Raw genomic sequence first — 22,303 nt, 5'->3', positions numbered from 1 at the left:
TGGACGCTGGAGGCGACTGATAGGCGGCCGGTAGCCGAGGCTGGCATGTGGTCGATGCCAGTTGTACTGATGGAGCCAGTGAGGCAGGGCCTGGCGCCGCTGGTCTGAGCTGTCATAGGAGCGAGCGTAAGCCCACTCGCGCAATGTGGTCTGGACCAGTCGTTCGGCCTTGCCGTTGGTACGGGGCGTGTAGGGGCGCGTGCGCAGGTGGCGCAGGCCCAGTCGGCGCAGGAGCCGGCGGAACAGCCGGGACTTGTAACAGGCGCCGTTGTCGGTCATGACCCGGGCGAAGGTGATGCCAAGGCCGCGGTAGTACCGTAGCGCTTGCAGCAGCGCCCGGCACGCACTGGTGCCACGTTCGTCGTTCTCGACGGTACCGAAGGCGATCCGGGAGTGGTCGTCGATGGCAAGGTGGACGAACTCCCAACCGGCGCCATCCGAAGTGCCCTGGCGAGCGCCGGTGACGCGATGTCCGGGGCGCCAGAACCGGCCCAGCTTCTTGATGTCCAGATGCAACAGATCACCCACCTGTGGGTACTCGTAGCGGTGGTCCGGGCGCGCTGGCGCCAGCTCGGCCAGTCGATGCAGACCGGCACGACGCATCAGCCGCGCGATCGTGCTCCGGCCGACGGGCAGTGCCAGCGAGATCTGGCGATAGGTCCGCCGCTGGCGACGCAGGGCGACTACCTGCTCGACGACCGGCGCCGGCGTGGCACTGGGGCAGCGAAGCGGGCGCGACGAACGGTCCTGGAGCCCTCCCGGGCCTTCCTCGCGGAAGCGGCGCAACCACTTGTAGGCCGTTCGAGTGCTCACACCCGCAGCGTGGGCGGCTTCTTCGACCCGAAGACCGTGCTCGATCACCCGTTCCACAAGCAGGGCTCGACCGCGAGGCGTAAGACGGGCATGTTTATGCAGGTTCATCCGGGGCTCCTGGGGTGCTGAATGGGTCGCACCTCCAGTGTTCCGGGATCACCCCGGATGAACAACCTACTGAGAGATCACAGCTAGCCCGCGAACCGCGCCACCGGAGGCCAGTGGAGCCCGGCCCTCCGGCCGCGCCAGCGCCGGTCTGGCAAAATGGCGGGCTTCCTCCCTCCCGCGAGCCCCGAATGAGCCACGCCGACATCCGCTCCGCCGCCCGACCCGCCCCAGACCAGCCGATGGTCGACATCGCGGACTACGTGATCGACACCCGCATCGACTCGCGCGAGGCCTACGACACCGCACGCTACATGCTGCTCGACTCGCTGGCGTGCGCCATGCTGGCGATGAAGTTCCCCGACTGCGTCAAGCACCTGGGCCCGCTGGTCCCCGGCGGCGAAATCGCGGGCGGTTCCCGGGTGCCGGGCACCTCGTTCGAGCTGGACCCGGCCCAGGCCGCCTTCAACATCGGCACCCTGGTGCGCTGGCTGGACTTCAACGACACCTGGCTGGCGGCGGAGTGGGGCCATCCTTCCGACAACCTCGGCACGATCCTGGCGGTGGCGGACTGGCTGGCGCGCAAGGAGGGTCGCGAGGTCAGCGTGCGGGACGTGCTCGGGTGGGCGATCAAGGCTCACGAGATCCAGGGCGGCTACGCGCTGCAAAACTCCTTCAACCGGGTCGGCCTGGACCACGTGATCCTGGTCCGGTTGGCATCGACCGCGGTCGCCACGGCGATGCTGGGGGGCGGCAAGGACGAGGTGATCACCGCGGTCTCCCATTCATGGATCGACAACGGCGTGCTGCGCACCTACCGCCACGCGCCGAATGCCGGCCCGCGCAAGAGCTGGGCCGCCGGCGATGCCTGCCGCCGCGCGGTGATCCATGCCATCAATGCCGCACGCAAGAAGGTCGTGGGCTACCCCAGCGCGCTCAGCGCGAAGACCTGGGGCTTCTACGACATCGCCTTCGGCGGCAAGGCATTCGAGTTCGAGCGGCCGTTCGGCAGTTACGTGATGGAGAACGTCCTGTTCAAGATCAGCTATCCGGCCGAGTTCCACGCCCAGACCGCGGTCGAATGCGCGATGCGGCTGCATGAGCAGGTGAAGGACCGGATCGCCGCCATCGACAGGATCGTGATCGAGACCCAGGAGGCCGGCGTCCGCATCATCGACAAGACCGGGCCGCTGGCCAACTACGCCGATCGCGACCATTGCATCCAGTACATGGTGGCGGTGCCGTTGATCTTCGGCCGCCTGACCGCCGCCGACTACAACGACGAGGTGGCGGCCGACCCGCGCATCGACGCCCTGCGCGAGCGCATGGAGGTACGGGAGAACCCGCAATTCACCCAGGACTACTTCGATCCGGACAAGCGCTACATCGGCAATTCGGTCCAGGTGTTCTTCACCGACGGGTCGTCCAGCGACAAGGTGTCGATCGACTACCCGATCGGGCACCGTCGCCGCCGCGACGAGGGCATCCCGGTGCTGATGGCCAAGGTGGAGGCGGCGCTGCGCGGCCATCTTCCGGCGGCCCAGGTGGACCGCCTGCTCGATCTGGCGGCCTCCCCCGAGGCGCTGGACGCGCTGCCTGTGGCCGACTTCCTGGGCCTCTACCGCAGCTGAACAGGAGTGGCCGCGTCCTGGGGAGACCCCCCAACTGTTATGCTAGCGTTAACGAGGTCTTCACACGGCTGACCCTAGGCTACCCACCGAAGGCGCGCTGAGTGCGGCCTCGAAGAAGCATGGGTGCGTCAACGCTTTCCCCCTTGATCAAGGAGCTGAACAAAATGAAAAAGAAACTCCTCTGTGCCGCGCTGCTCGGCGGTCTGGGCCTTGCCCAGGCGGCCAATGCGCAGGAGTTCGACGACCGCTGGTACATCACCGGTTCGGCCGGCTACAACTTCCAGGACGACGACCGCCGCACCTCCGATGCGCCGTTCGTCACCCTGGGCCTGGGCAAGTTCATCAGCCCGGTCTGGTCCATCGACGGCGAACTGAACTACCAGAATCCCAATTTCCAGAGCGCCAACAGCGTCGAAGGCTCCAACCCCGACCTGAACTGGAGCCAGTACGGCATCTCGGTGGACTTCCGTCGGCACTTCATCTCCGAAGGCCGTACCTGGAACCCCTACGCCGTGTTCGGCGTCGGCTACCAGCGCAGCGAGGAGGAGTTCGATGCCTTCCCGAACCCGGACTCCCCGGGCGAGAACGAGGACGGCAACTTCGCCGCCAAGGTCGGCGTGGGCCTGCAGACCACCTTCACCAACCGCGTCGCGGTTCGGGCGGAAGTGGCGCTGCGCGGCGATTTCAACGACGACAGCTACGCCGCCAACGGCGCGGCCGACTGGGAAGGCTATCCGCATAACCAGGAAGAGAGCTGGTTCGGCGACATGCTGGCCTCGGTCGGCGTGGTGATCCCGCTGGGTCCGGAGCCGACCGCCCCGGTCGCCCCGGCGCCGGCGCCCGTCGACAACTGCGCCGACCGCGACAGCGACGGCGACGGCGTGAACGACTGCGACGACCGCTGCCCCGACACCCAGGCCGGCACCACCGTCGGTCCGGACGGCTGCCCGGTTCCGGTCACCATCGACCTGCGTGGCGTGAACTTCGACTTCGACAAGGCCACCCTGCGCCCGGATGCGGTGCAGATCCTCAACGAGGCCATCGAGATCCTGCGCCGCTATCCCGACCTGCGCGTCGAGATCGCCGGCCACACCGACTCGATCGGCAGCGACGAGTACAACCAGGGCCTGTCCGAGCGCCGCGCCCGGACCGTGTACGACTACATCACCAGCAACGGCATCGATGCCAGCCGCCTGGTCGGTCCCGTCGGCTACGGCGAGAGCCGCCCGATCGCGCCGAACACCAACCCGGATGGCTCCGACAATCCGGAAGGTCGCGCACGCAACCGCCGTACCGAGATGAACGTCCAGAACTGATCGGACCGCCATCGCCGCAGTACCCGAAGCCCGGCCCAGTGCCGGGCTTCGTTTTTTGCGGGTGGGCCGAGGCGACCCGCATCCAAGGTGAATGGGCCACCAGTCAAAACAACGGCTTGTAGCGTATACCTGAGGCGCCTACACTCGTCCGTATCCGCCACAGGGGATTTTCATGCGCGCCGCGACGACACTGCTCCTCCTGCTAGCCCTGCCGATGATCGGCCACGCCTCCGACTGCGCGCGACCGCCCGCGACCTCGTCGGCGCTGCGCCCGACGGTACTGGCCCCGCTGTCGTCGGAACTGGCCGCGCCCAGCTACCGGCTGGGCGCCCAGGGCGGCGTGCTTTCGCATGCCTACGACGAGGCCCAGTCGGTCGACCAGGTGTTGCTGCGGCTGCGGCTGGAGGGCTGCCGCAACGTCGCCAGCGCAATGCCGGCACCGACTCCGGTCGACCCGCTGGATCCTTCGGTCTACAAACCGCTGACCGAGCACGACAACACCCCCTGGCGGTTCGACATGAGCCAGAACGGCCGGATGATGACCGCCGACGAATTCGACGCGTGGATGAAGGCGCGCGGCGTGCGCGTGGCGCGCGGCGCACCCAAGCCGGCCGCCGTTGCGCTTCCGGCCCCTCCGCCGGCCGAGGGCGATGCAGCGGTCCCTCCCGGGACCGCCGAGGCCGCGCCTGCGGAAACGGCGCCGGCCGCGTCCGAGGGTACGCCGGAGCAGCCCGCCCCGACCCCCTGATCGTAGCGGTCGGCCCCAGCCGGTCGGCCGCGGCCTGCCGGCGCGGCGCCCTGCGGCGGCGCGGCGGTCGCTCCGCTAGCGAGCGGCGCCTTCGAGCACGCCCAGCTCCCTGCCGATACGCACGAAGGCGTCGATGGCCCGGTCCAGCTGCTCGCGCGTATGCGCCGCCGATATCTGGGTGCGGATCCGCGCCTGGCCTTTGGGGACCACCGGGAAGAAGAAGCCGATCGCGTAGATGCCTTCCTCGAGCAGGCGCTCGGCGAAGCGCTGCGCCAGCGGCGCGTCGTACAGCATCACCGGGCAGATCGGGTGGTCGCCGGGCCTGAGGTCGAAGCCTGCCGTGGTCATCCGCTCGCGAAAATACGCCGTGTTCGCCGCCAGCCGCTCGCGCAGTCCGCCCGCCGCATCCAGCATCTCGAAGGCGCGGATGCCGGCCGCGACCACGTGCGGCGGCAGCGAGTTCGAGAACAGGTAGGGCCGGGAGCGCTGCCGCAGCAGTTCCACCACCTCGCGGCGGGCGGTGGTGAAGCCGCCGATCGCGCCCCCCATCGCCTTGCCCAAGGTGCCGGTGAACACGTCGATGCGGTCCATCACCCCTTTCACCTCGGCCGAGCCGCGTCCGGTGGCGCCGAGGAAGCCGGTGGCATGGCACTCGTCGATGTGCACCATCGCGCCGTAGCTGTCCGCCAGCGCGGTGATCTGGTCCAGCGGCGCGACGAAGCCGTCCATCGAGAACACGCCGTCGGTGGTGATCATGATGCTACGGGCGCCATCCTCGCGCGCCTGCTGCAGCTGCCGCTCCAGGTCGGCCATGTCGCAGTTGGCGTAGCGGTAGCGGCGCGCCTTGCACAGGCGCACGCCGTCGATGATCGAGGCGTGGTTGAGCGCGTCGCTGACGATCGCGTCCTCCTCGCCCAGCAGCGGCTCGAACAGGCCGCCGTTGGCGTCGAAGCAGGCGGCGTAGAGAATCGTGTCCTCGGTACCGAAGAAATCGCTGATGGTGCGCTCCAGGCGCTTGTGCAGATCCTGGGTGCCGCAGATGAAGCGCACCGAGGCCATGCCGAAACCGTGCGTCTCCAGGGCTTCCCTGGCCGCGGCGATCAGCTCCGGGTGGTCGGCCAGGCCCAGGTAGTTGTTGGCGCAGAAGTTCAGCACCCTGCGCCCGTCCTCGAGCTCGATCTCGGCCGCCTGCGGGCTGGTGATGATCCTTTCGGACTTGAACAGCCCCTGCTCGCGGATCTCTTCCAGGGTTTCGGTGTAGCGGTGGGTCAGGGACATGGCGTTCGCAACAGGTGATTGTGATTGACGATTCGAAAAGACGGGAACCGGCGGGCGACCGGTTTGAACCAGTCAACGATTCCGGATCGCGGCTTTCGTCAGTTCCAGCTCAGCACCACCTTGCCGGACTTGCCCGATTCCATCAGGTCGAAACCCTTCTGGAAGTCCTCGGCCGGCAGCTGGTGGCTCAGCACCTTGCCCAGCGGGAAGCCGGACAATACCAGCTGGGTCATCTTGTACCAGGTCTCGTACATGCGCCGGCCGTAGATCCCGTGGATGGTCAGGCCCTTGAAGATGATCCGGTCCCAGTCCACCCCCGCGCCCTTGGGCAGCAACCCGAGCAGGGCGATCTTGCCGCCGTGGTACATGGCGCCGAGCATGTCGTTGAACGCGTGCGGGTTGCCGCTCATCTCCAGGCCGACGTCGAAGCCCTCCAGGTGCAGGTCCGACATCACGTCCGCGAGCGAGGCGTTGGTGACGTTGACCACCCGGGTGGCGCCCATGTCGGCGGCGAGCTTGAGCCGGTAGTCGTTGACGTCGGTGACCACCACGTTGCGCGCGCCGATGTGCTTGCAGATGCCGGCCGTCATCACTCCGATCGGGCCGGCCCCGGTGATCAGCACATCCTCGCCCACCACGTCGAACTCCAGCGCGCAGTGCGCGGCGTTGCCGTAGGGGTCGAAGAACGCGGCCAGTTCGCTCGGGATCTGGTCGGGGATCGGCCACAGGTTGCTGGCCGGCATGACGATGTACTCGGCGAACGCGCCGTCGCGGTTGACGCCGATGCCGACGGTGTTCGGGCAAAGGTGCTGCTTGCCGGCGCGGCAGTTGCGGCAGTGGCCGCAGACGATGTGGCCCTCGGCGGAGACCCGCTGCCCGACCTCGTAGCCGCCGACGCCGGGCCCCAGTTCGGCGATGCGGCCGACGAATTCGTGGCCGATCACCAGGCCCGGGCGGATGGTGCGCTGGCTCCACTCGTCCCAGAGGTAGATGTGCAGGTCGGTGCCGCAGATCGCGGTCTTCTCGAGCCGGATCAGCACTTCGTTGGGCCCGGGCGAGGGCACCGGCACCTCCTCCATCCAGATGCCCCTGGCGGCCTCGCGCTTGACCAGCGCGCGCATGGTGGTCTGACGCTGGTTGGTCTGCTGCATGCCGGGGCCACGCGCTCGTAGGGGGAAAGCGCGATTATACGCGCCAGGGGTGAATGGCCGGGCCGGGCCGCGGCCCGGTCGCGGGTGCGGGCAAACGCATCGCGCGGCCGTTAGACTCCCCGCTCCGCTCCGAGCGCCCAGAGGACCGACATGCGTCGAATCGCGATCGCCATTGCACTGCTGCTCGCCGCCGGCCAGGCTGGGGCCGGCGAGGGCATGTGGGTACCGCAGCAGCTGCCCGAGATCGAGGGACCCTTGCGCAAGGCTGGACTGCGGCTGCGCCCCGAGCAGCTCGCCGACCTGACCGGGGACCCGATGGGGGCGGTGGTCTCGCTGGGCGGCTGCACCGCCAGTTTCGTCTCGCCGCAGGGCCTGGTGCTGACCAACCATCATTGCGCCTACGGGGCGATCCAGCTCAATTCGACCCCCGAGAACAACCTGATGCAGGACGGGTTCGTCGCCGCGGACCGCGCGAACGAGCCGAGCGCCGGCCCCAACGCACGCATCTTCGTGCTCGACTCGATCCGCGACGTCACCGCCGAGGTGCAGGACGCGATCGCGGCGGCACCCGACGCCATCGGCCGCGAGCGCGCGCTGGAGCAGATCGAGAAGAAGCTGATCGCCGGCTGCGAATTCGGCGAGGGCTACCGTTGCCGCCTCTACAGCTTCGCCGGCGGCAACGCCTACCGGCTGTTCCGCAACCTGGAGATCCGCGACGTGCGCCTGGCGTATGCGCCGCCGGGCGGCATCGGCAACTACGGCGGCGAGATCGACAACTGGATGTGGCCGCGCCATACCGGCGATTTCTCCTTCTACCGCGCCTACGTCGGCCCGGACGGCCGGCCCGCCGACCACGCCCCGGAAAACGTGCCCTACCAGCCCAAGCACTGGCTGCGGTTCGCCGACCGGCCGCTGCGCGAGGGCGACTTCGTGATGGCCGCGGGCTACCCCGGCACCACCCGCCGCTATGCCCTCGCCGACGAGTTCGAGCAGACCGCGCAGTGGAGCTATCCGACCATCAGCCGCCACTACAAGGCACTGCTGGCCCTGGTCGAGGCGCAGGGGCGGGAGAACCCCGACATCGCGGTGAAGTACGCCAGCACCGTCGGCGGCTGGAGAAACACCTCCAAGAACTACGACGGCCAGCTGGAGGGATTCGCGCGGATCGACGCCGCCGCCGCCAAGCGCGCCGAGGAAGCGGCGGTGCTGGAGTGGCTGCGCGAACGCGGCGAGCCCGGCGTGCCCGCGCTCGAGGCGCATGCCGAACTGGTGAGGCTGGTGGCCGAGGGGCAGGCGACCCGGGAGCGCGACCTGGTGATCGGCCAGTTCCACCGCCTCGGTGCGCTCGGCACCGCCATGACGCTCTACCGCAACGCGATCGAGCGCAGCAACCCGGACGCCGACCGCGAGCCGGGCTACCAGGAGCGCGACCAGCCGCGCATCCGCGGCGAACTGCAGCAGATGGACCGCCGGTATCACCCGGAGATGGACCGCCAGCTGCAGCGCTACTGGCTGCAGCAGTATCTGGCGCTGCCCGCCGGGCAGCGGGTCGAGGCGATCGACGACTGGCTGGGTGGCGACGACGAGCAGGCGATAGAGCGTGCGCTAGACCGGCTCGCCGGTACCGGCATGGCCAATGCCGAGGAGCGGCTGCGCTGGCTCGAGGCCGACCGCGACGCGTTCGAGAACAGCCGCGATCCGGCGATCCGCTATGCGGTTGCGGTGATGCCGGAGGTGCTGCGGCAGGAGCTCGAGCGCAAGGCGCGGGCCGGCGACGAACTGCGCGCGCGCCCGGTCTACCTGCAGGCCGTGGCCGATTTCCGCGCAAGCCAGGACCGCCACGTCTATCCGGATGCCAACGGCTCGCTGCGGATCACCTTCGGCAACGTGACCGGCTACACCACCCTGGACGGCGAGGCGCAGGCGCCCTTCACCCGGCTCGAGGAGGTGGCGCAGAAGGCCACCGGCGAGGAGCCCTTCGACGCGCCGCAGGCGCTGCTGGACGCGGTCGCCGGGAAACGCCATGGCGGCCTGGCCGATCGCCGGTTGCGCACCGTCCCGGTCAATTTCCTGTCGGACCTGGACGTCACCGGCGGCAACTCCGGTTCGCCGGTGCTGGACGCACGCGGCCGGCTGACCGGGCTGCTGTTCGACATGAACTGGGAATCGGTGAGCTCGAACTGGGTGTTCGACCCGGCGATGACCCGGACCATCTCGGTGGACCAGCGCTACCTGCGCTGGATCATGCAGGAGGCGTACCCGGCTCCGCAGTTGCTCGACGAGCTCGGCCTGGCGCCGTAGGCGCGCAGGCAAGACGCCAGCCGGAGGGGGGCGGCGAGCCGCCTCCCCGTTGCCGTTGCCGCTGGCGCGGCCGGTCAGGGCAGATTGCAGTGCAGCCTGCCGTTGGTCAGCGCGTGTGTGGTGCGGGTGCCTTCGTAGCTGAACACGCCGTCGCAACTGACGACGAAGGTGCCGACCACGTTGCCATTGTCGTCGAGGTAGACGCCCATGTCGCCGTTGCGAGGCTTGGCGACCGCCAGGCCTGCGGCGAGCGCGAAGCACAGCGCGAGGCCGGCCACGAGTCTGGTACGAGTCATCGGTATTCTCCCTGGGTCTGGTCTGTCGGTTAGGTGGGGCAGGGACACGCGGCGCGGCAAGGCGGGACCGAACGCGTCCTAGAAATCCGGATCGCAGATGAAATAGCCGTCGGCGTAGTTGCGGGTGAACTTGCCCCATGCCTCCTTGCTGCCGTCGCAATGGATGGCCTGGTAGCCGACCACCGCGCCGCTGTCGTCGAGGTAGTAGTAGAACTGGCCGGGTCCGGTGGGGCCGACGGCGGCCAGCGCGGCCCCGACGACGAGGGCCGTGGCGGCACCGATGGCGAGCACGAGTTTCCTGCGCATTGCTGGAGTCTCCCTGGTGGATGGGCGCCGGTCCGCACGGCCGGCACCGGCATTGTCGCGGGCCGGGCGCGGCCCCGGTGTGCAGGAGCGGGCGCGGTGCCGTTGCCGTGACCGGGTTCGCAGGGCCCGGCGGATCGCGGTCACGCGCGGCCGCGCTGCGGCCGAACGGCGGCGGTGGCGGCGCATGCGGCCGGCTCTGCTACCCTTCGCCGGCCGCGCCGCGGGTAGAGTCGGTGCCCATGTCCGGGCGCGGGGACCCGCGAGATCCGCACATGCACCGGCCGGTATACGAGGACGCGAAGACATGAGGATTCTGCTGGTCCGCCACGGCGAGACCCCCTGGAACGCCGAGGGCCGCTACCAGGGCCGCGAGGACATTCCGCTCTCGCCGGTCGGCGAGGCTCAGGCCGAGGCGCTGGGGCTGCGCCTGCGCGACCTGCCGATCGACCGCGCGGTGGCTTCGCCGCTGTCGCGCGCGAGGCGCACCGCGCAGCTGGTCCTCGGCGCCGCGCGCGAGGCCGAGTTGTCGATCGATCCGGGCCTGATCGAGATCGCCCACGGCAGCTGGGAGGGCCTGCTGGCCAGCGAGATCCGCGCGCGCGACCCGGATCGCCTGCGCGCCTGGCGCGAAGCGCCCGACAGCGTGCTGATGCCGGACGGCGGCGAATCCCTGCAGCAGGTCTTCGACCGGTCGTGGCCGGCGCTGGGGCGCGCGTGCGACGGGCTCGGCGCGGACGACACCGTGCTGGTGGTGGCGCACGACGCGGTCAACCGGGTGATCCTGTGCCACGTGCTCGGGATCCCGTTCTCGCGGCTGTGGAGCTTCCGCCAGGCCCCGACCAGCATGAACCTGCTGGAAGGCGCCAGCGTCGACGCGCTGGAAGTGGTGCGGCTGAACGACTGCGCCCACCACACGCCGCTGTTCGGCGAAGCCGTGCACCGGGCGCTGTAGCGGCGGGTCCGCAGCGCCCGCGCAGGGCGAAACACTCACGATCCAAGGCCGCCATGCCCCGCACGCTCGCCGACTGGCTCGGCCACATCGAACGCCAGCATCCCCGCGAGATCGAAATGGGGCTCGAGCGCGCCCGCGCGGTCGCCGGCCGGTTGCGGCTGGCGCCCCCGGCGCGCCGGGTGATCAGCGTCGCCGGCACCAACGGCAAGGGCTCGACCGTCGCCTTCATCGAGGCGATCGCGCGCGCCGCCGGCTGGCACGTGGGCACCTACACCTCGCCGCACCTGTTCGAGTACAACGAGCGCGTGCGCGTCGACGGCCGTCCCGCGACCGACGACGCACTGGCGGCGGCGTTCGCGGCGGTGGAGGCGGCGCGCACGGTCGAGCCGCCGGTGCCGTTGACTTATTTCGAGTTCGGCACCCTGGCGGCGCTGTGGCTGTTCGCGCGCCAGCGGCTCGACCTGGCGATCCTGGAGGTCGGGCTCGGCGGCCGCCTCGACGCGGTCAACCTGGTCGATGCCGATGTCGCCGTGATCACCACGGTCGACCTGGACCACCAGGACTGGCTGGGCGCCGACCGTGAAGCGATCGGGCGCGAGAAGGCCGGCATCGCCCGCCCATGGAAGCCGCTGGTGCTGGGCGAGGACGATCCGCCTTCCAGCGTGCTCGGCCACGCCTATGCGATCGGGGCCCCGGCGATCCGCGCCGGCAGCGATTTCATGTTCGAGCGGCTCGCCGGCGGAGGCTGGCGCTGGCGCGAGGTCGGCTACGCCATCGACCTGCCCGAACCCCAGCTGGCGGGGGCGGAGCAGCGCCGCAACGCCGCGGCCGCGATCGCGGCGCTGCGTGCGCTGCGGCGAAGCGTGCCGAGGGCGGCGATCGTCCAAGGGGTGGCCTCGGCAGCGTTGCCGGCGCGCCTGCAGCGACTCCACGTCGACGGGGTCGAGGTCGTGATCGATGTGGGCCACAACCCGCAGGCGGCGCGCACGCTGGCGGACTGGTTGCGCGCCGCACCGGTGCCGGGGCGGACCCGGGCGGTCTACGCGGCGCTGGCGGACAAGGACGCCCCCGGGGTGGTCGCCGCGCTGCAGGATGCGGTGGATGCCTGGTACCTGGCCGGGCTTCCCGACGCCGGGCCGCGCGGGCAGGAGAGTGCCGCGTTCGCGGTGCGGCTGGCGGGCAGCGCCGCGGCGGGCGGGAGCGTCCATGCCACGGTGGCGGCGGCGCTGGCGGCGGCGCTGGCGGAGGCCTCCCCGGGGGACCGGGTGCTGGTGGCCGGTTCGTTCCATACCGCGGCGGCGGCGCTGGCGGCGCTGCACGGGCGGCATTAAGAAGTCGCCGCGGCATGCGGCGTATAATCCGCCGGCCCCCACGCACGCGACAATGCCGATGGATTCCGGACTGAAACAGCGCCTGGTCGGTGCCGCCGTGCTGGTCGCGCTGGCGGTGATCTTCCTGCCGATGCTGGTCAAGGGCCCGGCCCCCGACAGCGGGGCATCCGATCTTTCGCTGGCGCTGCCCGACGAGCCGCGCGACGGCACGATCACCCGCGAGCTGCCGCTGCTGGCGCCGGCCGAGCCGGGCGCCGGCGGCGCGGTCGGCATGGACACGCAGGGCGACGAGGCCCGGCTGGCGACCGTCGACACCGCGGACGAGCGCCACCCCGATGCCGCCGAGTTGGCCGCCGACGAAGCGCCTGCAGCGGGCCCGGCGCCGGCCGCCGAATCCGGCGACGCAACGCCCGCGGCGGCGCTGCCGGCCACCACCGCCGGCGGCGGCTACGCGGTCCGCTTCGGAAGCTACGGCAGCAGCACCGACGCGGACGCCGTGGTCGAGCGCCTGCGCCAGACCGGGCTGCCGGCCGCTCCTAGCCGTGCCACGGTCTCGGGCAAGCCGGTGTGGCGGGTGCTGATCGGGCCCTACGCGACCAGGGCCGAGGCCGAGGCCGTGCGTGTGCACGCCGCGCAGGTCGGTCCCAACGACGCGCGGGTGGTGGCTTTGGACGCAGCACCGGCGCCGCAGCCGGCGGCGCCGCCGCAGCCGCAGCCGCCTTCGCCACCGCAACGGGCGCCTCAAGCAGCCGCGCCGGCGGCGCCGGCCCCAGCCGCCGCGGCCGATGTCGGGTTCGTGGTGCAGCTCGGGGCCTTCAGCCGGAGCGCCGAGGCCGAAGCGCTCCGCGAGCGCGTGCGCGGGGCCGGCTTCAGCGCCTTCACCGATACGGTGGATACCGACAAGGGCAGACTCACCCGGGTGAAGGCCGGCCCGGTGCTCAGCCGCGCCGAGGCCGAACGGCTGAAGGCCACGCTCCAGGGCAGGTTGGGCGTCGCCGGCATGGTGCGCTCGCACCCGTAGCGGGGGCATCGCCACAGCGCGCGCCGCGGAAGGCGCGCGTCCGGGCCCTGGCAGGCAGCGCCGGGGCAGCGGCCTGCGGGCCGCACCAGCGGGCGGCCGCATCGCGGAGCGATGCGCCGGCCATTCACGGATACAGGCGGACACCATGTGCGGCATCATCGGCATCGTTGCAACCACCGAAGTCGCAGCGGCGCTCTACGACGGGTTGACCGTGCTGCAGCACCGCGGCCAGGACGCGGCCGGCATCGCCACCGCCAATGGCAACCAGCTGCGCGTGCACAAGGGCAACGGCCTGGTACGAGACGTATTCGACGACAAGGCCATCGCGCTGCTGGTGGGGCGCGTGGGCATCGGCCATTGTCGCTATCCCACCGCCGGCAGCGAGGGTCACGACGAGGCGCAGCCGTTCTACGTCAATTCTCCCTACGGCATCGCGCTCGCCCACAACGGCAACCTGATCAATACCGACGCGCTGCGGCAGGAGGTGTTCGAGGAGGACCGTCGCAACATCAACACCGAGTCGGATTCGGAGGTGCTGCTCAACGTGTTCGCGCACGAACTCGATCGTGAACGCGGGCTCACCCCGGAGGCCGCCTTCAAGGCCATCGAGGGCGTACACAGGCGCTCGACCGGCGGCTACGCCGCGGTCGCCACGGTGCTCGGCCTGGGCCTGGTGGCGTTCCGCGATCCGCATGGCATCCGCCCGCTGGTGCTCGGCAGGCGGATCACCGAGAGCGGCGCCGAGTACGCGGTGGCGTCGGAGTCGGTGGCGCTCGACATTCTCGGTTTCGAGCGCCTGCGCGACGTGGCGCCGGGCGAGGGCATCGTGGTCACCGCACGCGGCGAACTGCACCATCGGCCCTGCGCCGAGCCGGCGATGCGGGCCCCGTGCATCTTCGAGTACGTCTACTTCGCCCGGCCGGACTCGATGATCGAGGACATCTCGGTGCACAAGGCGCGCATGCGCATGGGCGTGACCCTGGGCGAGAAGATCCTGCGAGAGCGCCCCGACCACGATATCGACGTGGTGATCCCGATCCCCGACACCTCGCGCGACTCGGCGCTGGAGATCGCCAACGTGCTCGAGGTGAAGTACCGCGAGGGCTTCATCAAGAATCGCTATGTCGGCCGCACTTTCATCATGGCCGGCCAGGGCGAGCGCGCCAAGTCGGTCAAGCGCAAGCTCAACCCGATCCCGCTCGAGTTCCGCGGCCGCGTGGTGCTGCTGGTGGACGATTCCATCGTCCGCGGCACCACCTCCAAGCAGATCGTGCAGATGGCGCGCGATGCCGGGGCGCGCAAGGTCTACCTGGCTTCGGCCGCGCCGCCGGTGCGCTATCCGAACATCTACGGCATCGACATGCCGTCGGTGGACGAACTGGTCGCGAACGGCCGCAGCGAGCGGGAGATCGAGCAGTTCCTCGGCTGCGACTGGCTGATCTACCAGGATCTGGCCGACCTGGAAACGGCCGTGGCCGGCCCCAAGTTCCCCGGCCGCCGCTTCGACAGCTCCTGCTTCAGCGGCGAGTACGTGACCGGAATCGAGCCGGGCTACTTCGAGCGACTGCAGCAGCTGCGCTCGGACGACGCCAAGAAGAAGCGTCGCCTGGCCTCGTGAAGCCGCGGCCAAGGCGCCGGCCGCGTGGCGGATCGGAGGGTCCGCCGTCGATCGCCGGATCGTGCAGCCGGGCGGCAGCCGCCGCCCCGATCCCGCCGTTCGCCGCCGCCGCGATGCCCGCCGCCGCCGCGGACGCATGCCGATGACCGGAACCGGGACCGGCGCTGCGCACGGATGCCTGTTCGACGCCGCCCGGGCCTGTCTCGCGGCCGCGTCCTGCGAGGAAAAGCTGCAGCGCACGTTCGCCACCGCCGCGGCCTTCGCCGCCGGCCGCCTGGCGATCGACGAAGGCGCCGGGCCGCCGGCGCCGATCGGGATGCCTGGGCGGCCCGCCCGGCCGCTGCTGGTGCATCCGCGCGAGCTGCCCCGGCGCGGGCTGGGCAGTGACGCGGGCCGCGCGGCCTTCGTCCACGCCATCGCCCACATCGAGTTCAACGCCATCGACCTGGCGTGGGACGCCGCCTACCGCTTTCGCGGCCTGCCCGGCGACTTCTACGCCGACTGGGTGGCGATCGCGGCGGACGAGGCCCGGCACTTCGCGATGCTGCGCGAGCGGCTGCGCGCGCTCGGTTCCGACTACGGCGACTTTCCCGCCCACAACGGCCTGTGGGAAATGGCGGAAAAGACCGCCCACGACGGCCTGGCGCGGATGGCGCTGGTGCCGCGGGTGCTGGAGGCACGCGGGCTCGACGTGACCCCCGGGATGATCGTCAGGCTGCGCGCGCTCGGCGACGAGACCACCGCCGCGGTGCTGGAGGTGATCCTGAGCGAAGAGGTGGGGCACGTCGCTGCCGGCAGCCGCTGGTTTCGCTGGTACTGCGCACAACGCGGCGTCGACCCCGAACCGCGCTTCCGCGAGCTGCTGGCCGAGTACGCGCGTGCGGTATTGCACGGCCCGTTCAACATCGATGCGCGCAGCGCGGCGGGGTTCAGCGACGCGGAACTGGCGGCGCTGCGGGAACTCGCCAGCCGGACGCCCGCGTAGCAGCGGCCCATGGCCGCGAGGCCGCGGGCGTCCGCGGCGTGGTCGGCGGTGATTCCCGGCGCCGGCCGGCCTCGCCGACTTTCGCCTGCATGGCACGCTCCTACAGGGCGCTGAGTTCCGGTTGGCCCTGCCCGGGGACCCGCAACACCGAACCTTGCTCGTACCAGTCGCCGAGCACGATGCGGCGGCAGGCGCGGCCGCCGACCTCGAGCCGGTGGATCGCCGGGCGGTGGGTGTGGCCGTGGATCAGGGTATCGACGCCATAGCGGGCGAAGGTTTCTTCGACCGTGCGCGGCGCGACGTCGGTGATCGACTCCATGGTGCCGGCGTCGCGCAGCGCACCCTGGCGCGACTGGCTGGAGGCGCGCGCCTGGTGGGCGAAGGCCAGGCGCGCCGGTAGCGGCTGGGACAGCATCTGCGCCTGCCAGTCGGGGTCGCGGGTCTGCGCGCGGATCCTCTGGTATTCGACGTCGTCGGTGCACAGCAGGTCGCCGTGCATCAACAGCACCGGCCGGCCCTGCAGCATGATCACGCTCGGATCGGGCAGCAGGGCCATGCCCGCGCGGCGCGCGTATTCCGGCCCGAGCATGAAATCGCGGTTGCCGTGCATGAAGTACACCGGCACTCCGCTCTCCACCAGCTGCTTCAGCCGCTCCGCCACGAACCCGCCGGCCTCGGAGGGGTCGTCGTCGCCCACCCAGGACTCGAACAGGTCGCCGAGGATGTACAGCGCGTCCGCGCTGCGGGCCTCGCCGTCGACGAATTCCCCGAACAGGCGGGTGATCTCCGGGCGCCCCGGATCGAGATGCAGGTCGGAAATGAAGAGCGTGGTCATGGCCACATGATAGTGGAGCCGGGTGCCCGGCCGCGGGCTCCGCTAAAATGGAGGATTCCGACCGGTCTCCGCCCATGTCCGTCCGTACCCGTTTCGCCCCCAGCCCCACCGGATACCTGCACATCGGCGGGGCCCGCACCGCGCTGTACTGCTGGCTGGAGGCGCGCCGCGCCGGAGGGCAGTTCGTGCTGCGGATCGAGGACACCGACCGCGTGCGCAGCACCCAGGCGGCGATCGACGCGATCCTGCAGGCGATGGACTGGCTCGGCCTCGACTACGACGAGGGCCCGGTCTACCAGACCGCGCGGCTGGAGCGCTATCGCGAGGTCGCCGAGCAGCTGCAGGCGGATGGCCAGGCCTACTGGGCCTACGAGTCGCGCGAGGAACTCGACGCGATGCGCGAGGCGGCGATGGCGAAGGGCGAGAAGCCGCGCTACAACGGCGCCTACCGCGACCGCGCCGAACCCTGGCGCGACGATCCCAACCGCGTCCTCCGATTGAAGAACCCGCTCGAGGGCAGCGTGGCCTGGGACGACAAGGTCAAGGGCCGCATCGAGATCGCCAACAGCGAACTCGACGACCTGGTGATCCTGCGCCCGGACGGCCATCCGACCTACAACTTCGCGGTGGTGGTGGACGATCTCGACATGCGCATCACCGACGTGGTGCGCGGCGACGACCACGTCAACAACACCCCGCGCCAGATCAACATCTACCGCGCGCTCGGCGCGCCGGAGCCGGCGTTCTCACACCTGCCGATGATCCTCGACGAGCATGGCGCCAAACTGTCCAAGCGCACCGGCGCCGCCGACGTCATGCAGTATCGCGACGCCGGCTACCTGCCGCATGCGCTGTTGAACTACCTGGCGCGGCTGGGCTGGTCGCACGGAGACCAGGAGGTGTTCTCGATCGGCGAGATGCAGCGGCTGTTCCGCCTGGAGGACGTCAATGCCAAGGCGGCGCGCCTGGATCCGGCCAAGCTGGGTTGGCTCAACCAGCAGTACCTGAAGGGCGACGCGCCCGAGGCGGTGGCGGCGCATCTGCAATGGCACCTGCAGGCGGCCGGCTACGACCTGGCGCGGGGCCCGGTGCCGGCCGACGTGGTGATCGCCCTGCGCGATCGCGTCCAGACCCTGTCCGAGATGGCCGAGCGCGCGGCGGTCTGGTACCGCCCGCTCGATGGCTACGACGACAAGGCCGTCGCCAAGCACCTCAAGGCGGAAGCGCGCGCGGCGCTGGCCGATGCCCGCCAGCGGCTCGCCGCGCTACCGGCATGGAGCGCGGACGCGATCACGGCGGCCCTGCAGGAGACCGCTGCCGCGCTCGAACTGGGCATGGGCAAGGTCGCGCAGCCGATGCGGGTGGCGATCACCGGCACCCAGGTCAGCCCCGACATCGGCCATACCGTGTACCTGGCCGGTCGCGACGAGGCCTTGCAGCGAATCGATGCTGCCCTTGCGCTGATTCCGGCCTGAGCCCATGGGTCCCGGCCGGGCCGAGACGATCGGGGCCGGGTTGAGTCGGCCGGCGATCGCCACCATGATGGACCCATGCCCAGCACCCACGCCTGCACCGACCCCAAACACCACGTGCACGACGCGGCGGGTTTCGTTGCCGCGGTGGAGTCGGCGTGCCGCGAGCGCGGGCTGAGGCTGACGCCCATCCGCGCGTACGTGCTGGGCCTGATCGCCACCGCCGGCCGGCCGCTCAAGGCCTACGACCTGCTCGATCAGGTGCGCGAGGGCGAGGGGCCGGGTGCCGCGGCGCCGCCAACGGTCTATCGTGCGCTCGATTTCCTGCTCGCCCACGGTTTCATCCACAAGCTCGAGTCGATCAACGCGTTCGTCGCCTGCCATCATCCCAGCAGCCACCAGCACTCGGTGCCGTTCCTGATCTGCGACGGCTGCCACGGCGCCACCGAACTAGAGGACCAGCAGGTGGTTCGGTTGCTCGACGAGCGCGCCCGCGCGCTCGGGTTCGTCCCGCAGGCGCAGACGCTGGAAGTGCACGGACTGTGCGCGGACTGCGGACGCGGGGCTACCGGGAGCAAGAACGCCTAGCCGCCGCCTTCGGCCGGTGCCGCCGTTCCATCGCTTCAATGGCGGCGCGGCGACGTGCATCGCTCTTGCGCCGCATCGGCGCTGTCCATGCGGCGATGAAGGACCGGCGACCGATCCCGGAACCGCCGGCGATGGCGCCGGCGGGCGGGGCGAGGGCCAGGCCCGCGCGGTCAGAAGAACAGCCGTAGCCCGGCGCTGACGTTGCGGCCCGGCAGCGGCGCGAGCTCCTTCAGGAACGAGGTGTGCGGACGCGCCTCGCGGTCCAACAGGTTGCCGCCGTCGACGAACACCTCCCAGGCGTTGCCGCCCGGCGTGTCCCGGTGCCAAGCCAAGTTGGCGTGGACCAGGGTGTAGCCGGCCGTCTCTTCCTCGTACTCGGCCACGTCGTCCTGGCTGGCGTAACGCACTGCGCCCAGCCCGCCGCGCCAGTTGCCGCTGGCCGATTGCCAACGCAGTTCGCCGCCCAGGCGCGCCGGGGCGATGCGCGGCAGGTTGCCGCTGAGCGCGATCTCGCTGGTGTAGTCGTGGGTATGGTCGCCGTGTGGTACCGAGAACGAGACTTCACGGGTGCCGTCGCCGTCGAGCCTGCCGCGGACGATGTCGCCGAACGCGCGCAGATCCCAGGCGCCGGTGTGGTTTTCGAGGAAGGTCCACTGCAGGTCGAGCTCGCCGCCGGTGAAGCGCGCGTCCGCCTGGTTCCAGACCCGGGCCGGCGCGTCATCGTCGACCACGCCGGTGTCGGCGAGATAGATGAAGTCGGCGTAACGCACATGGTAGATCGCAGCGCCCAGCCGTAGCGGGCCATGGTGCCAGTGCAGGCCGAGCTCGGCCCGATTGGCGGTTTCGGGGTCGAGCTGCGCATCGCCGAACTCCCAGCTGCGCGTGGCCACGTGCAGTCCGTCCGAGTACAGTTCCTCGGCGGTCGGCGCGCGCTGCGCGCGATCGAGGCCGAACGAGAGGTGGACCTCCTCACCCAGGTGCCACCGCCCGGCCGCCGACAGGCTGGTGGTGTCGAAATCGCGATCGGGCGCGGTGGCGCTGGCGAAGTCCGGATCGATGCGGGCCTGATCGTAGCGAGCCCCCAGTTCCAGGTCGAGCGCGCCGAAGCTGCGCTCGCCGATCCAGAAGATCCCGGTGTCGCGCGACTTGCTGTCGGGCACGAACGCCTCCTCGCCTACGGCGCTGAAATCCCGCCGCGAGAACTGCAGTCCGAAGGCGCCGTCCCATCCCGCCAGCGGCTGGTGTACGAGTTCCAGGCGGCCCTCGATGCTGTCGTTGTCGAAGACGGTGCCGATCTCCTCGCCCTCGTACTCGGTGTGGGTGTATTCGTTGTGGGCGAGCTTGACGCGCAGGGTCTCGAATCCGCCAAGCTGGTCCAGGCCGCCGCGCAGCTCGGTGCGGCGCTGGTCCATCACGATATGGACGCCGTCCTCGGCCGGCTCCTCGTGGCCGTGCTCGTCTTCGTCCTCGTGGTCGTCCTCGTCGTGGCCATGCGCCTCGTGGGCGTGCCCGGGCACGCCGTAGCGGGTGTTGAACAGGCTGTAGCCGACCCCGAGGAAGCCGCGCTCCCCGACCCACGACACGCCGAGCGCGCCGGCATCGGTGCGCAGCGCGCTCCCGGGCAGGGTGCCGTAGACCTGCTCCTCGTCGTGGTGGTCGTCGTGATCCTCATCGTGATCTTCGTCGCCATCGGCATGCTGGTGCTCGGCGTAGCCCGGAATGTCGTAGTCGCCGGTCTCGCGGTGCAGCGCATCGAAATGGAACACCAGGTTGCCGGCGGCGTTGGTGCCGTCCAGGCGGACCATGCCGGTGCGCTCGTCGGCGACGCTGCCGGCGCGCAGCTCGGCGCGTCCTTCGAGCGGCTCGGTCGTGGGGGCCTCGGGGATGCGCCCATCGACCACGTTGACCGCGCCGCCGATGGCGCCGCTGCCATAGAGGAGGGTGGCGGGGCCCTTGAGCACCTCGATCTGGTTGGCCAAGAACGGTTCGATCGACACCGCGTGGTCGACGCTGACGGTGGACACGTCGCCCGAGGCCAGCCCGTCGTTGAGCACCTGGACGCGCGCGCCATCGAAGCCGCGGATGATCGGCCGGCCGACCCCGGGGCCGAAATACGAGGACTGGGTACCCGGCAGCCGGGCGACCGTCTCGCCGAGCGAGCTGGCGCGGGCCTCGTCCAGGCGCTGCCCGGTGAGCACTTCCACCGGCCGGGCCAGGTCTTCGGCGGTCTGCGGCAGCGGGGTGGCGCGGACCACCACGGCGTCCAGGTCCTTGGGTTCGGCGTGCCGCGCGTCCTGGGCCCAGGCCGGGGCGGCGAGGCAGGCGAGCAGGGCGACGGAAAGCGGGGCGGGGGCGAAGCGGGGCATCGGCTGGGTCATGGGTCGTCGGCTGGGTGAAGGGGCGTTGACCACGGCCGGGCCGTGGCGGAGTAAACTGGACTGGTCGGGAATGTTATAATGTTTCATTCATTCAGCGAAACCCCCGGAAGTCATGGACGCCAACCCCTCCACCCTCCGCAACGCCGACCGCCTCGGGTTCGCCGCCTCGTTCCTGTGCGCGGTGCACTGCGCGCTGCTGCCGCTCGCGCTGGCGCTGCTGCCGGCGCTGGGGTTGAACCTCGGCGGCTGGATCGATTTCGACCAGGCGTTCGTGGTGTTCGCCACGCTCCTGGGCTCGGCCACCCTGTCGCTGGGATATCGCCGCCATCGCGCCTTCAGGGCGTGGGCGCTGCTGCTGCCGGGCCTGGGCCTGGTCTGGCTGGGGGCGTTCACGCCGCTGCACGACCACACCCTGGGACACGCCGCGATCATGGTCGCCGGCGGACTGCTGTTGGCCGGTGCGCACCTGGTCAACCTGCGCCTCACCCACGCCCTGGGCGGCCGCTGAACGGCGCCGCGTGCTAGGATTCGCGGCCTCGGCGCCGACCGGCGCACCCGCACAGGCAAGGCATCAGGAGCACATCATGGGCAAGGGCGATCGCAAGACCCTCAAGGGCAAGCGCTACAACTCCAGCTACGGCAATGCGCGCGCGCATGCGGTCGCCAAGCCGGCCACCGCGACCCAGTCGGCGGTGACCAGGAAGTCGGTGGTCAAGCCGGCGGCGAAGAAGGCCGTGGTGAAGAAGACCGTCGCCAAGGGCTGATCCAGCCCGCCGATCGACGCACGAGGGCCCGCGCAAGCGGGCCTTCGCCGTTTCGGGAGTTCGCGCCGCGCCGCGCCAGGCAGTTCCGTCCGCCGCGGGGATTTCGCACCGTCGCCACGGGGCAGCGACATTGAAGAGCCGCTTCGAATAGTCGCTTCGGAAGCATCGCGGGGCGTGAGCCGCGCCGGGGGTGTTGCTCCGCCCTTCCGTCCGGCCATCCATGGCCGGAGTCAGGGCCGCAGGCCATCCATGGCCTGCTCTCCACAACACCCCCGGCACGTCTCCCGCTTCAGCGTTGGTGGACTTCGGAGGAACGGGCTACCCGGCATCCGCAAGTGAATCGCCAAAGCGGCGTCCGGGCCGGGGGAGGCGGACAGCAGGCCATGGACGGCCTGCGGCGGCGGATCGGGCCAT

20 protein-coding genes are annotated in these 22,303 nt (G+C 70.6%); 13 read left to right on the top strand and 7 right to left on the bottom strand.

Going from position 1 to position 22,303, the window contains the following annotated elements; genetic code table 11:
• Positions 1–921 (bottom strand): IS481 family transposase (locus tag QFW77_RS02135; RefSeq protein WP_280572385.1); only part of this gene is annotated, 921 nt, incomplete at its 3' end.
• A 188-nt stretch (positions 922–1,109) separates the two neighbouring features.
• Between QFW77_RS02135 and QFW77_RS02130 the strand changes: the two genes are divergently transcribed.
• The 3 genes from QFW77_RS02130 (at position 1,110) to QFW77_RS02120 (ending at position 4,613) form a co-directional block, all read left to right on the top strand.
• Positions 1,110–2,549, top strand: coding sequence for a bifunctional 2-methylcitrate dehydratase/aconitate hydratase (locus tag QFW77_RS02130; protein ID WP_280572580.1), 1,440 nt, complete (start codon positions 1,110–1,112; stop codon positions 2,547–2,549).
• A gap of 164 nt (positions 2,550–2,713) precedes the next feature.
• Complete coding sequence (locus tag QFW77_RS02125; RefSeq protein ID WP_280572579.1) at positions 2,714–3,865, top strand: OmpA family protein; 1,152 nt, start codon at positions 2,714–2,716, stop codon at positions 3,863–3,865.
• A 172-nt stretch (positions 3,866–4,037) separates the two neighbouring features.
• Positions 4,038–4,613, top strand: coding sequence for a hypothetical protein (locus QFW77_RS02120; protein WP_280572578.1), 576 nt, complete (start codon positions 4,038–4,040; stop codon positions 4,611–4,613).
• A gap of 75 nt (positions 4,614–4,688) precedes the next feature.
• On the opposite strand, the gene kbl is transcribed toward QFW77_RS02120, so the two are convergent.
• Together kbl and tdh are read right to left on the bottom strand one after the other, a co-directional pair.
• On the bottom strand, positions 4,689–5,891 hold the full coding sequence (gene kbl / locus QFW77_RS02115) for a glycine C-acetyltransferase (protein WP_280572577.1): 1,203 nt from the start codon (positions 5,889–5,891) through the stop codon (positions 4,689–4,691).
• Between the two features lie 98 nt (positions 5,892–5,989).
• A complete protein-coding gene (tdh, locus tag QFW77_RS02110) occupies positions 5,990–7,012 on the bottom strand; it encodes an L-threonine 3-dehydrogenase (RefSeq protein WP_280572581.1) in 1,023 nt (340 codons plus the stop codon).
• Positions 7,013–7,192: 180 nt separating this feature from the next.
• On the opposite strand from tdh, the gene QFW77_RS02105 reads away from it, so the two are divergent.
• Complete coding sequence (locus QFW77_RS02105) at positions 7,193–9,343, top strand: S46 family peptidase (protein WP_280572576.1); 2,151 nt, start codon at positions 7,193–7,195, stop codon at positions 9,341–9,343.
• 74 nt (positions 9,344–9,417) lie between these two features.
• Here QFW77_RS02105 and QFW77_RS02100 read toward each other — a convergent pair whose 3' ends face one another.
• Positions 9,418–9,639: a DUF6289 family protein gene (locus QFW77_RS02100; RefSeq protein WP_280572575.1), complete on the bottom strand. Its 222-nt coding sequence runs from the start codon at positions 9,637–9,639 to the stop codon at positions 9,418–9,420.
• A 78-nt stretch (positions 9,640–9,717) separates the two neighbouring features.
• A complete protein-coding gene (locus QFW77_RS02095; RefSeq protein WP_280572574.1) occupies positions 9,718–9,945 on the bottom strand; it encodes a DUF6289 family protein in 228 nt (75 codons plus the stop codon).
• Positions 9,946–10,249: 304 nt separating this feature from the next.
• Between QFW77_RS02095 and QFW77_RS02090 the strand changes: the two genes are divergently transcribed.
• The 5 genes from QFW77_RS02090 to QFW77_RS02070 all read left to right on the top strand — a co-directional run bounded on the left by QFW77_RS02090 (position 10,250) and on the right by QFW77_RS02070 (position 15,852).
• Complete coding sequence (locus QFW77_RS02090) at positions 10,250–10,897, top strand: histidine phosphatase family protein (protein WP_280572572.1); 648 nt, start codon at positions 10,250–10,252, stop codon at positions 10,895–10,897.
• Positions 10,898–10,950: 53 nt separating this feature from the next.
• Positions 10,951–12,228: a bifunctional tetrahydrofolate synthase/dihydrofolate synthase gene (gene folC / locus QFW77_RS02085; RefSeq protein WP_280572571.1), complete on the top strand. Its 1,278-nt coding sequence runs from the start codon at positions 10,951–10,953 to the stop codon at positions 12,226–12,228.
• Between the two features lie 58 nt (positions 12,229–12,286).
• Complete coding sequence (locus tag QFW77_RS02080) at positions 12,287–13,249, top strand: SPOR domain-containing protein (protein ID WP_280572569.1); 963 nt, start codon at positions 12,287–12,289, stop codon at positions 13,247–13,249.
• Positions 13,250–13,394: 145 nt separating this feature from the next.
• Positions 13,395–14,867 carry an amidophosphoribosyltransferase gene (gene purF, locus QFW77_RS02075; RefSeq protein ID WP_280572567.1) on the top strand — a complete coding sequence of 491 codons (1,473 nt, stop codon included), beginning with the start codon at positions 13,395–13,397 and terminating at the stop codon, positions 14,865–14,867.
• Between the two features lie 142 nt (positions 14,868–15,009).
• Complete coding sequence (locus tag QFW77_RS02070) at positions 15,010–15,852, top strand: ferritin-like domain-containing protein (protein ID WP_280572565.1); 843 nt, start codon at positions 15,010–15,012, stop codon at positions 15,850–15,852.
• A 100-nt stretch (positions 15,853–15,952) separates the two neighbouring features.
• On the opposite strand, the gene lpxH is transcribed toward QFW77_RS02070, so the two are convergent.
• Positions 15,953–16,687 carry a UDP-2,3-diacylglucosamine diphosphatase gene (gene lpxH / locus QFW77_RS02065; RefSeq protein ID WP_280572564.1) on the bottom strand — a complete coding sequence of 245 codons (735 nt, stop codon included), beginning with the start codon at positions 16,685–16,687 and terminating at the stop codon, positions 15,953–15,955.
• 74 nt (positions 16,688–16,761) lie between these two features.
• Between lpxH and gltX the strand changes: the two genes are divergently transcribed.
• Positions 16,762–18,162 (top strand): glutamate--tRNA ligase, encoded by a 1,401-nt coding sequence (gene gltX / locus QFW77_RS02060; RefSeq protein WP_280572562.1) that lies wholly within the window; start codon positions 16,762–16,764, stop codon positions 18,160–18,162.
• Between the two features lie 75 nt (positions 18,163–18,237).
• Positions 18,238–18,747 (top strand): transcriptional repressor, encoded by a 510-nt coding sequence (locus tag QFW77_RS02055; protein WP_280572560.1) that lies wholly within the window; start codon positions 18,238–18,240, stop codon positions 18,745–18,747.
• Between the two features lie 170 nt (positions 18,748–18,917).
• Here the strand turns inward: QFW77_RS02055 and QFW77_RS02050 are convergent, their stop codons facing one another.
• Positions 18,918–21,125 (bottom strand): TonB-dependent receptor, encoded by a 2,208-nt coding sequence (locus tag QFW77_RS02050; protein WP_280572558.1) that lies wholly within the window; start codon positions 21,123–21,125, stop codon positions 18,918–18,920.
• 112 nt (positions 21,126–21,237) lie between these two features.
• Between QFW77_RS02050 and QFW77_RS02045 the strand changes: the two genes are divergently transcribed.
• Both QFW77_RS02045 and QFW77_RS02040 read left to right on the top strand, forming a co-directional pair.
• Positions 21,238–21,633 (top strand): MerC domain-containing protein, encoded by a 396-nt coding sequence (locus tag QFW77_RS02045; protein WP_280572556.1) that lies wholly within the window; start codon positions 21,238–21,240, stop codon positions 21,631–21,633.
• A gap of 76 nt (positions 21,634–21,709) precedes the next feature.
• Positions 21,710–21,889, top strand: coding sequence for a 30S ribosomal protein THX (locus QFW77_RS02040; RefSeq protein WP_280572554.1), 180 nt, complete (start codon positions 21,710–21,712; stop codon positions 21,887–21,889).
• Positions 21,890–22,303: the final 414 nt, after the last annotated feature.

It is taken from the genome of Luteimonas endophytica (assembly GCF_029887875.1).
Lineage (GTDB): Bacteria > Pseudomonadota > Gammaproteobacteria > Xanthomonadales > Xanthomonadaceae > Luteimonas > Luteimonas endophytica.
The sequence above is the reverse complement of the archived record's forward strand: the minus strand, read 5'-3'. Positions and strand labels throughout refer to the sequence as shown.